Source organism: Rhizobacter sp. P1_G5 (assembly GCF_056405435.1).
Genome location: NZ_JBFUCB010000140.1, coordinates 1 through 11479, shown reverse-complemented (window position 1 = coordinate 11479; position 11479 = coordinate 1). Strand labels below are relative to the sequence as shown.

9 protein-coding genes and 2 pseudogenes are annotated in these 11479 nt (G+C 68.8%); 10 read left to right on the top strand and 1 reads right to left on the bottom strand.

The window, feature by feature from the left end; translation table 11 throughout:
- Positions 1–802: pseudogene (locus tag AC1D12_RS12535) on the bottom strand (indolepyruvate ferredoxin oxidoreductase family protein); the annotation flags it as partial.
- A 165-nt stretch (positions 803–967) separates the two neighbouring features.
- Here AC1D12_RS12535 and AC1D12_RS12530 point away from each other — a divergent pair.
- The 10 genes and pseudogenes from AC1D12_RS12530 to AC1D12_RS12485 all read left to right on the top strand — a co-directional run.
- Positions 968–1534 carry an Lrp/AsnC family transcriptional regulator gene (locus AC1D12_RS12530; RefSeq protein ID WP_082004652.1) on the top strand — a complete coding sequence of 189 codons (567 nt, stop codon included), beginning with the start codon at positions 968–970 and terminating at the stop codon, positions 1532–1534.
- Positions 1531–2460, top strand: coding sequence for a LysR family transcriptional regulator (locus tag AC1D12_RS12525; RefSeq protein ID WP_047510615.1), 930 nt, complete (start codon positions 1531–1533; stop codon positions 2458–2460). Before AC1D12_RS12530 ends, AC1D12_RS12525 begins: the two co-directional genes overlap by 4 nt.
- A gap of 218 nt (positions 2461–2678) precedes the next feature.
- Positions 2679–4778: a bifunctional rhamnulose-1-phosphate aldolase/short-chain dehydrogenase gene (locus AC1D12_RS12520; protein ID WP_477840702.1), complete on the top strand. Its 2100-nt coding sequence runs from the start codon at positions 2679–2681 to the stop codon at positions 4776–4778.
- 14 nt (positions 4779–4792) lie between these two features.
- Positions 4793–6085 (top strand): L-rhamnose catabolism isomerase, encoded by a 1293-nt coding sequence (rhaI, locus tag AC1D12_RS12515; RefSeq protein WP_477825844.1) that lies wholly within the window; start codon positions 4793–4795, stop codon positions 6083–6085.
- Between the two features lie 115 nt (positions 6086–6200).
- Entirely contained in the window at positions 6201–7130 is a 930-nt protein-coding gene (rhaS, locus tag AC1D12_RS12510) for a rhamnose ABC transporter substrate-binding protein (protein ID WP_156155090.1), read from the top strand.
- A gap of 8 nt (positions 7131–7138) precedes the next feature.
- Positions 7139–8674: a sugar ABC transporter ATP-binding protein gene (locus tag AC1D12_RS12505; RefSeq protein WP_477825843.1), complete on the top strand. Its 1536-nt coding sequence runs from the start codon at positions 7139–7141 to the stop codon at positions 8672–8674.
- Positions 8674–9663 carry an ABC transporter permease gene (locus AC1D12_RS12500; protein ID WP_477840700.1) on the top strand — a complete coding sequence of 330 codons (990 nt, stop codon included), beginning with the start codon at positions 8674–8676 and terminating at the stop codon, positions 9661–9663. The genes AC1D12_RS12505 and AC1D12_RS12500 overlap by 1 nt, the downstream gene beginning before the upstream one ends.
- Complete coding sequence (locus AC1D12_RS12495) at positions 9660–10625, top strand: ABC transporter permease (RefSeq protein WP_477840698.1); 966 nt, start codon at positions 9660–9662, stop codon at positions 10623–10625. Before AC1D12_RS12500 ends, AC1D12_RS12495 begins: the two co-directional genes overlap by 4 nt.
- Positions 10625–10939, top strand: coding sequence for an L-rhamnose mutarotase (locus tag AC1D12_RS12490; RefSeq protein ID WP_477840696.1), 315 nt, complete (start codon positions 10625–10627; stop codon positions 10937–10939). The genes AC1D12_RS12495 and AC1D12_RS12490 overlap by 1 nt, the downstream gene beginning before the upstream one ends.
- Before the next feature lie 24 nt (positions 10940–10963).
- Positions 10964–11479 (top strand): annotated as a pseudogene (locus tag AC1D12_RS12485) (FGGY-family carbohydrate kinase); the annotation flags it as partial.

The window sequence follows — 11479 nt, the reverse complement described above, 5'->3', positions numbered from 1 at the left end:
CGGCGTACCACTTGTGGTCCATCAGCCGCGCCTCCTGCTCGAGCGGCGCATCGGGCCAGCGGATGTGCAGGCCGCCGRCCGGCATCACGAAGTCTTCCGGCAGCACGATGTTCACGCGATCCGGGTCGACGCTGATGCTGGCCGACGATTCGACGATCTCCTGGATCGTCTTCATGCCCGACCAGACGCCGGCGAAGCGGCTCATCGCGAACGCATGCAGCCCCATGTCGAGGATGTCCTGCACGCTCGACGGAAAGAACACCGGCAGCCCGCAGGCCTTGAAGATGTGGTCGCTCTGGTGCGCCGCGGTGCTGCTCTTGGCGATGTGGTCGTCGCCGGCCAGCGCGATCACGCCGCCGTGCTTCGCGGTGCCGGCCATGTTGGCGTGCTTGAACACGTCGGAGCAGCGGTCCACGCCCGGGCCCTTGCCGTACCAGATGCCGAACACGCCGTCGAACTTCTTTGTCTGCGGGTACAGGTCGAGCTGCTGCGTGCCCCACACCGCGGTCGCGCCGAGCTCTTCGTTGACGCCGGGCTGGAACACGATGTTCTGCGCCTGCAGGTGCTTCTTGGCCTGCCACAGCGCCTGGTCGTAGCCGCCGAGCGGCGAGCCGCGGTAGCCGCTGATGAAGCCGCCGGTGTTCAGGCCGGCCATTGCATCGCGCGTGCGCTGCAGCATCGGCAGCCGCACCAGCGCCTGCACGCCGCTCATGAAGGCGCGGCCGGTCGCGAGGCTGTACTTGTCGTCGAGGGAGACGCTCTCGAGCGCCTTGCGGATGGATTCGGGTAGCGGGGCGTTCATCGGCCAGGGCTCCTTGGGGGAGGATCGRTGAGGCGCGTCGACCGCTCGTGGCGGYGTCGGCAGCGGTCAGTGTAGGGATTCGCTTCGCGCAAGTCCTTTCTATGTTTGCCCTCTCAGAGGGGCTGCGCGCAATAATCTTGCTGACATCTTCATGTGATGACGAGAATGACGCTCAAAAAGCCCGTATCAGGGAAAACCAGCAGGCCGCCCGCCTCGACATCTGCGGCGCCCAGCCCCGAGGCGCATGGCGCGACGCTCGACCGCTACGACGTGCTGATCCTGCGCGAGCTGCAGCAGGACGCGCGGCTGTCCAACGCCGAGCTCGCGACGCGCATCGGCCTGTCGGCCGCGCCGACCTGGCGGCGCGTCAAGTGGCTGGAGGAGCAGGGCTACATCACCGGCTACCGCGCCGAACTCGACCGGCGCAAGGTCGGCCTGGGCGTGCTGGCTTTCGTGCGCGTGGATGCGAACCGCAACACCGGCACCGAGACGCGCGCGCTCGAAGACGCGATCCGCCAGCTGCCCGAGGTGATCGCGTGTCACTACATCTCGGGCGCCGGCACCTTCGAGCTGCAGGTGATGGCGACCGACCTCGATGCGTTCTCGCGCTTCTCGATCGAGACGCTGCTGAACCTGCCGAACGTGAAGGACATCCACACCAGCTTCTCGCTCGGCGAGGTGAAGGCGGGCGGGGCGCTGCCGCTGACGCACCTGAAGGCGGGCGGCGCATGAAGAACCTGACGCTGCGCCAGCTGCGCGCCTTCGAGGCCGCCGCGACCACGCTGAGCCACTCGCGCGCCGCCGAGCAGCTGCATCTCACGCAGCCGGCGGTGTCGATGCAGATCCGGCTGCTCGAAGACGAACTCGGGCTGCCGCTGTTCCGCAAGCAGGGCCGCGGGCTGCAGCTCACCGAGGCCGGCGACGAACTGCTGCGCCATGCGCGCGGCATCCTCGGCGCGATCCGCCAGGCCGAGGAGGCGCTGACCTCGATGAGTTCGGGCGAGGGCAGCACGCGCGGCCAGCTGCACCTGGGCGTGGTGCCGACGGCGAACTACTTCGCGCCGCTGCTGATGATGGCGTTCCGCGAGCGCTTTCCCGAGGTCAAGCTGAAGCTGTCGGTGGACCGGCGCGAGACCATCCTCGCGCTGCTGAACGAGCACCAGATTGACGTCGCGATCGCCGGCTACCCGCCGTCGGAGGCCGATGTCGAGGCCGAGGCCTTCGCGCGCCACCCGCACTGCATCGTCGCCGCGCCGGCGCACCCGCTGGCCGGCAAGCGGCGCATCGCGTGGAGCGAGCTGAAGGGCGAGCCGTTCATCTTCCGCGAGCCGGGCTCGGCGACGCGGCAGTTCCTCGAGCACCTGCTGCAGTCGCAATCGCTGCAGGTCAACGTGACGATGGAGCTGTCGGGCAACGAGACCATCAAGCAGGCGGTGATGGCGGGCATGGGCATCAGCTTCATGTCGGCCCATGCGTTCCAGATCGAGCTGGCGGCCGGGCGCATGGCGGTGCTCGACCTCGTGGGGATGCCCAAGCTGCTGGATTGGTGCCTGCTGCACCGGCGCGATGGAGCGCTGGCGGGCGTGAATGCGGCGTTCCGCGAGTTCGTGCTGGAGCAGGGGGCGCGGCTGGCGCATTGCGAGCTTAAGGGCGGGTGATTGCCCGTGGTCGGCGCGGTGTTGCGAATGGCGCGCGCTGCATCGCGCCCCCACGTTTTCCCCGACTTCGTGGCCCGGATGCCAATCCGRGTCCCGGGTTGTCACCCGGGCTACGGGGAGGCATCAGCTTCTCTTCGCCATTCAATAAGAAACCATTGCTTGTCCTTATGCATGCCACCCCCTAGATTCCGTCTCGAACCGAGAGCTTCGAGACCGACATGACCGAACCGACCCTGCCCTTCCCGACCTGGGATGCCGCCCACGCCGAGCGCCTGGACGAGCCCGGCCGCCTGCTGTACCGATCGAACCTGCTGGGCTCCGACCTGCGCATCACGAACTACGGCGGCGGCAACACCTCCGCCAAGCTGCTGCAGCGCGATCCGCTCTCGCAGCAGGACGTGCAGGTGCTGTGGGTCAAGGGCTCCGGCGGCGACCTCGGCTCGATGAAGCTCGACGGCTTCTCGACGCTCTACCTCGACAAACTGCAGGCGCTGCAGACGCTGTACCGCGGCCCCGCGCATGAAGACGAGATGGTCGGCTACCTGCCGCACTGCACCTTCAACCTGAACGCGCGCGCCGCCAGCATCGACACCCCGCTGCACGCCTACCTGCCGTTCCGGCACGTCGACCACATGCATCCCGACGCGGTGATCGCGATCGCCGCGATGGAGAACAGCCGCGCGCTGACGCAGACGATCTTCGGCGGCACGGTCGGCTGGCTGCCGTGGCGGCGGCCCGGCTTCGAGCTCGGCATGCAGCTGCAGCGCTACGTGGCCGAGCACCCCGGCCTGCGGGGACTGGTGCTGGCCGGCCACGGCTTGTTCACCTGGGGCGATGATGCGCGCAGCTGCTACGAGAACACCGTCGGCGTGATCCAGGAAGCGCAGGCCTGGCTGCAGGCCGAGYGGCGCGAGCGCAAGCTCGTCAGCTTCGGCGGCGCGGCGCGCGAGCCGCTGGCGGGCGACGCACAGCAGGCGCTGCTGGCCCGGCTGCTGCCGGTGCTGCGCGGCGCCGTCTCGCGCAGCGGCCACAAGCTCGCGCACGTCGACCGCTCGGCCACGGTGCAGGAATTCGTCAACAGCCGCGACCTCGAGCGCCTGGCCGCGCTCGGCACCTCGTGCCCCGACCATTTCCTGCGCACCAAGATCCGCCCGCTGATCCTGCCGGCCTCGCTGTACGCGCTCGACGGCCCGGCGCTTGCCGCCGCGATCGAGGAGCGGCTGGCCGCCTACCGCGCCGACTACACGGCCTACTACGAGCGCTGCAAGCGCGCCGACAGCCCGGCGCTGCGCGACCCGAACCCGGTGATCGTGCTGCTGCCCGGCGTCGGCATGGTCTCGCTCGCGAAGGACAAGGCCACCGCGCGGATCGCCGGCGAGTTCTACGTCAACGCGATCAACGTGATGCGCGAGGCCGATGCGCTGGACCGCTATGTCGGCCTGCCCGAGCAGGAGGCCTTCGACATCGAGTACTGGCTGCTCGAGGAGGCCAAGCTGCAGCGCATGCCGAAGCCGAAGCCGCTGGTCGGCAAGGTCGCGCTGGTGACCGGCGGTGCCGGCGGCATCGGCCGCGCGATCGTCGAGCGGCTGCTGGCCGACGGCGCCTGCGCGGTGCTGCTCGACATCGACACGCCGGCGCTGGAGCAGGTCGGCGCGGAGCTGTCGAAACGCTTCGGCCGCGACGTGGTGCGCACGCTGCATTGCGACGTGACCGAAGAGGCCGCCGTGCTGCGCGCCTATGCCGGCGCGACGATCGAGTACGGCGGCCTGGACATCCTGGTGTCGAACGCCGGCATCGCGTCGGCCGCACCGATCGAGGACACCTCGCTCGCGCTGTGGATGCGCAACCAGGCCATCCTGTCGACCGGCTACTTCCTGGTCGGCCGCGAGGCCTTCCGCGTGATGAAGGCGCAGGGCAGCGGCGGCAGCATCGTCTTCATYGCCAGCAAGAACGGCATGGTCCCGAGCAACCAGGCAGCCGCCTATTGCGCGGCCAAGGCGAGCGAGATCCAGCTCGCACGCTGCTTCGCGCTCGAAGGGGCGCCGCTGGGCATCCGCGCCAACGTCGTGAACCCCGATGCGGTGATCCGCGGCAGCAAGATCTGGACGGGCACCTGGAGCCAGGAGCGGGCCGCCGCCAACAAGATCACCGAAGATGAACTCGAAGCCTTCTACCGCGACCGCTCGATGCTCAAGCGCAGCGTGCTGCCCGAGGACATCGCCGAGGCCACCTGCTTCTTCGCGTCGGAGTTGTCGGCCAAGTCGACCGGCAACATCCTCAATGTGGATGCGGGCAACCTCGCTGCCTTCCCACGCTGAACCAGGAGAACGCCATGCCGACACCGTTGATCGCCGCCAGTCTGGTCGAATCGCAGAACGCGCCGCTCGCCGCGCGCGTGCGTGACGACTACGACGCACTGGGCACCCAGCTCGCGCGCCGCGACATCGACATCGACGCGGTGCGCCGCCAGGTGGCCGCCTTCGCGGTCGCGCTGCCGTCGTGGGGCGTCGGCACCGGCGGCACGCGCTTCGCGCGCTTCCCCGGCGCCGGCGAGCCGCGCGACGTGTTCGACAAGATCGAGGACTGCAGCGTGATCCAGCAGCTCGCGCGCTGCACGCCGACCGTCTCGCCGCACTTCCCGTGGGACAAGTGCAGCGACTACAGCGAGCTGCGCGAGCATGCCGCGATGCGCGGCCTCGCGTTCGACGCGGTGAACTCGAACACCTTCTCCGACCAGAAGGGCCAGCCGCTCAGCTACAAGTTCGGCAGCCTCACGCACACCGACGCGGCGGTGCGGGCGCAGGCGGTCGCGCACAACCTCGAGGTGATCGAGATCGGCCGCGAACTCGGCAGCCGCGCGATCACGGTGTGGATCGGCGACGGCGCCAACTTTCCCGGCCAGCAGCATTTCCGGCGCAGCTTCGAGCGCTACCTCGACAGCACGCGGCGCATCTATGCGGCGCTGCCGGCCGACTGGCACATGTTCCTCGAGCACAAGATGTTCGAGCCGGCGTTCTACGCGACGGTGATCCAGGACTGGGGCTCCAGCCTGCTGGCTGCGCAGGCGCTGGGCGACAAGGCGCGCTGCCTGGTCGACCTGGGCCACCACGCGCCGAACGTCAACATCGAGATGATCGTCGCGCGGCTGGTGCATGCCCGCAAGCTGGCCGGCTTCCATTTCAACGACAGCAAGTACGGCGACGACGACCTCGACAGCGGCAGCATCAACCCGTTCCAGCTGTTCCTGGTGTTCAACGAGCTGGTGGATGCCGCGCAGTCCGGCGCGCCCGATTTCGCGCCGGCCTACATGCTGGACCAGTCGCACAACGTCACCGACCCGATCGAGAGCCTGATGACCAGCGCCGCCAGCGTGCAGCGCTGCTGCGCGCAGGCGCTGCTGGTCGACCGCAAGGCGCTGTCGGCGTACCAGGATGCCAACGACGTGCTGATGGCCTCGCAAGCGCTGAAGCAGGCCTTCCAGACCGACGTGACGACTATCCTGCAGCGCGTGCGGCTGGAGGCCGGCGGCGCGATCGAGCCGGTGGCGGCCTACCGCGCGAGCGGCTACCGCGCCCGGGTCGCCGAGGCGCGGCCCGCATCGGGCCCGAGCAGCGGCATCGTCTGAATCTTCCTTTCACGTTCCCCGTCAGTCCATAAAACCATCAGGAGACAAACCCGTGAAGAAACCTCTGCAAGTTCTGCTGGCCGCGCTGGTGTGCGCGGCTTTCGCCCCTGGCGCGATGGCGGCCGACAAGATCGCGCTGGTCGTCAAGAGCCTGGGCAACGGCTTCTTCGATGCCGCCAACCAGGGCGCGCAGGAAGCGGCCAAGGAGTTGAAGGACGTCGAGATCATCTACACCGGCCCGGCCAAGGCGACCGCCGAGGGACAGATCGAGATCATCAACTCGCTGATCGCGCAGAACGTGAAGGCGATCGTGATCTCGGCCAATGACCCCGACGCGCTGGTGCCGGCGCTGAAGAAGGCGATGGCGCGCGGTATCAAGGTGGTGTCGTTCGACTCCGGCGTGCGCAAGGACGGCCGGCTGATGCACCTGAACCCGTCGTCGAACGCGCTGATCGGCGAGAAGCTGGTGAAGATGACGCAGGACGCGATCGGCGCCACCGGCGAGATCGCGGTGCTGTCGGCGACCGCGCAGGCGACCAACCAGAACATCTGGATCGACGAGATGAAGAAGGTGCTCGCGAAGCCGCCGTACACCGGGCTGAAGCTGGTCAGCGTCGTCTACGGCGACGACCAGACCGACAAGAGCTACCGCGAGGCGCAGGGCCTGTTCAAGAGCTACCCGAACCTGAAGGCGATCGTCGCGCCGACCACCGTCGGCGTCGCGGCCGCGGCGAAGGCCGTGCAGGACGAGAAGAAGGTCGGCACGCTGTTCGTCACCGGCCTCGGGCTGCCGTCGGAGATGGCCGGCCACGTGAAGAGCGGCGCGGTGAAGTCGTTCGCGATCTGGAACCCGATCGACCTCGGTTACTCGGCGGTGTATGCGGCGCACCAGTTCGTGCACGGCAAGGCCAAGGGCGCGGCGGGCGAGAAGGTGTCGCTGGGCCGCGTCGGCACGGTGGCACTCGACGCGAACAACGAAGCGGCGATGGCCGAACCGTTCACCTACGACGCCGGCAACGTCGAGAAATTCGCCAAATTCTTCTGAAGCCGCTGATGACCTCCCCGCTGCTGCAGCTGCGCGGCATCCACAAGCGCTACGGGGCGACGCACGCGCTGCGCGGCGTCGATCTCGAGCTGCAGCGCGGCGAGGTGCTGGCGCTGGTCGGCGAGAACGGTGCCGGCAAGTCGACGCTCGTGAAGATCCTGACCGGCGTGGTGCAGCCGGACGAGGGCACGATCGAGCTCGACGGGCGGGCGCTGCGTTTTGCGCATGCGCAGGCGTCGCAGGCCGCCGGCATCGTCGCCGTGCACCAGGAAACGGTGATGTTCGACGAGCTGTCGGTGGCCGAGAACGTCTTCATCGGCCGGCACCTGCAGCGCGGGCCGTTGATCGACTGGCCCGCGATGCATGCGCAGGCGGCGCAGGTGCTCGCGAAGATCGGCGCGCGCTTCGCGCCCGGCACGCTGGTGAAGGACCTGAGCCTGGCCGAGCGGCACCTGGTGGAGATCGCGCGCGCCTTGTCGCAGCAGGCCTCGGTCGTCATCCTCGACGAGCCGACGGCCGCGCTGTCGCAGCAGGAGATCCGCGATTTCTACGGCCTGGTGCGCACGCTGCGCGAGCAGGGTGTCGGCGTGATCTTCATCACCCACAAGTTCGACGAGATCTTTGCGGTGGCCGACCGCTGGCTGGTGCTGCGCGACGGCGCGTCGGTCGGGTGCGGTGCGATCGCGCAGGCCGAGGAGCGCGAGCTGGTGAAGCTGATGGCCGGCCGCGCGATCGAGCAGATCTACCCGGCCCCGGCCGCGCCGCCGGGCGAGGTGGTGCTGCGGGTGCGCGGGCTCTCGCACCCGAGCGAGTTCGACGGGTTGTCGTTCGAGCTGCGGCGCGGCGAGATCCTCGGCTTCTACGGGCTGGTGGGTTCGGGCCGCAGCGAGGCGATGCTCGCGCTGATGGGGCTGAACCCCGACGCGCGCGGCGAGTTCGAGATCGACGGCAAACGGTTCAAGCCGGGCCGCGCCGGCGACGCGATCGCGGCCGGCATCGCCTACGTGCCGGAGGAGCGGCAGCGCCAGGGCGGCATCCTGAGCTTCTCGGTGCAGCACAACATCAGCCTCGCGGGGCTCTCGCGCTTCGCGCGCGGGCCGTGGCTGTCGGCGTTGCGCGAATCGGCGCTGTGCCAGCGGATGATCGAGCGGCTGCAGATCAAGACCGGTTCGCCGCACACGCCGATGGCGGGGCTGTCGGGCGGCAACCAGCAGAAGGTGGTGATCGCGAAGTGGCTGGGGCTCGACCCGCGCATCGTGATCCTCGACGAGCCGACCAAGGGCATCGATGTCGGCGCGAAGCAGGCGGTGTACCAGCTGATCGGCGAGATGGTGGCGCAGGGGCTGGCGGTGATCCTGGTGTCGTCGGAGCTGCCGGAGGTGATGAACCTGGCGCACCGGGTGATCGTGATGCGGCGCGGGCGGCAGGTGGCGGAGTTCGCGCGCGAGGGTGCGGAAGCAGAGGCCGTCGTCGCGGCCGCATCGGGCCTGGTTGCACCGCCGCGGCCGCAGGCGCCCCTCGAGCTGCGGGAGCTGGCGGCATGATGAGCCTGAAAGGCCTGGGTGGGCGCCACCGCGAGCTGGCGCTGCTGGCGATCATCGTCGCGATCGCGCTGGCGGTCGGTGTGCGCGCGCCGGTGTTCCTGACCTGGCACAACGCGCTCGACATCGCGAACGATTCGGCGATCCTGGCGATCCTCGTGATGGGGCAGATGCTGGTGCTGCTGACGCGCGGTGTCGACCTGTCGGCCGCATCGAACCTGGCACTGACCGGCATGCTGTGCGCGCTGGCGGGGCGCGCGATGCCGGAGCTGGGCGTCATGCCGCTGGTGCTGCTGGCGATCGCGACCGGCACCGTGCTCGGCCTCGTCAACGGCTGGCTGATCACGTTCTTCGAGTTGCCGCCGATCGTCGTGACGCTGGGCACCTTGTCGGCGTACCGGGGTGCGATCTTCGTCGCGAGCCAGGGGGCGTGGATCTCGGACCACCAGATCCATCCGGTGATCAAGGGCCTGCCGCGCGAGCAGTGGGCGGGCCTGCCGGCGCTGGTGTGGATCGCTGCGGCGGTGGTCGTCGCGATGGCGGTGTTCCTGCGCTGGCGGCGCGAGGGGCGCGAGTTGTATGCGCTGGGTGGCAACCCGACCGCGGCGGCGTATGTCGGCATCCCGCTGCGGCGGCGCCTGCTGCTGGTGTATGCGGTGTCGGGCGCGCTGGCCGGGCTGGCGGGGCTGCTGTGGGTCGGCCGCTATGCGATCGCGTTCACCGAGCTGGCGTCCGGGTATGAGCTGACCGTGATCGCCGCCTGCGTGATCGGTGGCGTCAGCATCGGCGGCGGGGTGGGCAGCGTGGCCGGTGCGCTGCTCGGCGTGCTGTTCATCGGTGTCGTGAATGGGGCGCTGCCGGTGATCCAGGTGTCGCCGTTCTGGCAGCAGGCGATCGCCGGCCTCGTGATCCTGGTGTCGGTCGCGGTGAATGCCGGTGCGCAGCGGCGCAGCGGTCGGCAGATTCTCGAGAGACGAGAGGTACCTGCATGACGCGCGCATTCGGAACCTGGGAGCGCATGCTGCTCGCGCTGCTGGTGTTGCTGCTGGCCGGCTTCGGCTTCGGCATCGACGGCTTCATGTCGCCGTACGCACTGGCCGACAGCAGCTTCAACTTCAGCGAGAAGGGCTTGCTCGCACTGGCGATGGCGTTGCTGATCGTGGCCGGCGAGATCGATCTGTCGATCGCCGCGACGCTGTCGCTGTGTTCGCTGGCGATGGGCTTCGCGATGAAGGCCGGTGCCGGCCTGCCGCTGATGCTGCTGGCCGCCTTCGGCACCGGTGCCGCGGCGGGCGCATTGAACGGCTGGCTCGTCACCGCGTACCGCTTGCCGTCCATCGTCGTGACGATCGGCAGCCTGTCGCTGTACCGGGGGATTGCGCTGGTGGTGCTGGGCGACCAGGCGATCACCGGCTACCCCGAGGCGCTGTCGGTGCTGGGCAATGGCTACCTGGGCGACCTGATCGGGGTGCCGTGRCTGATCGTGCCAATCGAGTTCGCGATCCTGCTGGTGATGGCCGTGGCCGTCGGCGTGCTGCTGCATCGCACGGTCACCGGAAGGCGCCTGGTCGCGATCGGCGCCAACCCGATCGCCTCGCGTTTTTCCGGCATCGAGGTCGACCGCCACCGTTTCGCGCTGTTCGTCTTTGCGGGCCTGATGGCCGCACTGGCCGCGGTGCTGCTGACCGGCCGCATCGGCAGCACGCGCCCGAACATCGCACTCGGCTGGGAACTGGATGCCGTGACGATGGTGATCCTCGGCGGTGTCGCGATCGAAGGTGGGCGCGGCAGCATCGTCGGCGTGTTGCTGTCCGTGCTGCTGCTGGGCCTGTTCACGTTCGCACTCGGCATGGCCAACATCTCGGGCATCGTGATGGCGATGATCGTCGGTGTGCTGCTGATCGTCTCGATGGTGCTGCCGCGGCTGCTGCGCGGCCCGCGGGTGCTGCTGTGATGGAGCAGGTCGCGTTCCGGATGCGCCTGAAGCCGGGCTGCGCGGCCGAGTACAAGCGCCGCCACGATGCGTTGTGGCCCGAGCTCGCGAACCTGCTGCACGAAGCCGGCGTGCGCGACTACAGCATCTTTCTCGACGAAGAGAGCCTGGCGCTGTTCGCGGTGCTGCGCCGTACTTCCGACCATCGGATGGCCGAGTTGCCGTCGCATCCGGTGATGCAGCGCTGGTGGGCGGAAATGGCGGGGCTGATGGAGGTCGAGCCGTCACTGGCGCCTCAGGTGGTGGCTTTGCAGCCGATGTTCCATCTCGAATGACAGATGAAGCAACCAGCTACCGTCGTGCTCGACATCGGCAAGACCCACGTCAAGCTGTGCGCCCTTGACGCGAGCGATCGTGTCCTCGCCGTCCGCACGAAAGACAACGCCAGCGTCACCAGCCCCGCCGGCTATGCGGCTCTCGACACCGATGGCATCGAAGCGTGGCTGTGGGACAGCCTCGCGTCGCTGGCGGTGGAGTTCCACGTCGATCGCATCATCACCAGCACCCATGGCGCCGCTTTCGCCGCGATCGATGCGAACGGCCTCGTGCTTCCGATCGTCGACTACGAGTTCGACGGCTATGCGGATCAACGGGAGGCTTACGCGGAAGCCGTGGGCGACCTGCGTGAGACGCTGTCGCCGCATCTGCCAATGGGGCTCAATGCGGCGCGCCCGTGGTACTGGCTGTCGCGCGAATGCCCGAGTGAGTTCGCGCGTGCGACCACGCTGCTGCCGTATCCGCAGTACTGGGCCTGGCGATTGAGCGGGGTTGCGGCGAGCGAGGCGAGTTCACTGGGCTGCCACACGCATCTGTGG

Coding starts and splice junctions, on each gene's coding strand:
- AC1D12_RS12530 (WP_082004652.1), top strand. CDS start 968: ATGACGCTCAAAAAGCCCGTATCAGGGAAAACCAGCAGGCCGCCCGCC.
- AC1D12_RS12525 (WP_047510615.1), top strand. CDS start 1,531: ATGAAGAACCTGACGCTGCGCCAGCTGCGCGCCTTCGAGGCCGCCGCG.
- rhaI (WP_477825844.1), top strand. CDS start 4,793: ATGCCGACACCGTTGATCGCCGCCAGTCTGGTCGAATCGCAGAACGCG.
- rhaS (WP_156155090.1), top strand. CDS start 6,201: ATGGCGGCCGACAAGATCGCGCTGGTCGTCAAGAGCCTGGGCAACGGC.
- AC1D12_RS12505 (WP_477825843.1), top strand. CDS start 7,139: ATGACCTCCCCGCTGCTGCAGCTGCGCGGCATCCACAAGCGCTACGGG.
- AC1D12_RS12500 (WP_477840700.1), top strand. CDS start 8,674: ATGAGCCTGAAAGGCCTGGGTGGGCGCCACCGCGAGCTGGCGCTGCTG.
- AC1D12_RS12490 (WP_477840696.1), top strand. CDS start 10,625: ATGGAGCAGGTCGCGTTCCGGATGCGCCTGAAGCCGGGCTGCGCGGCC.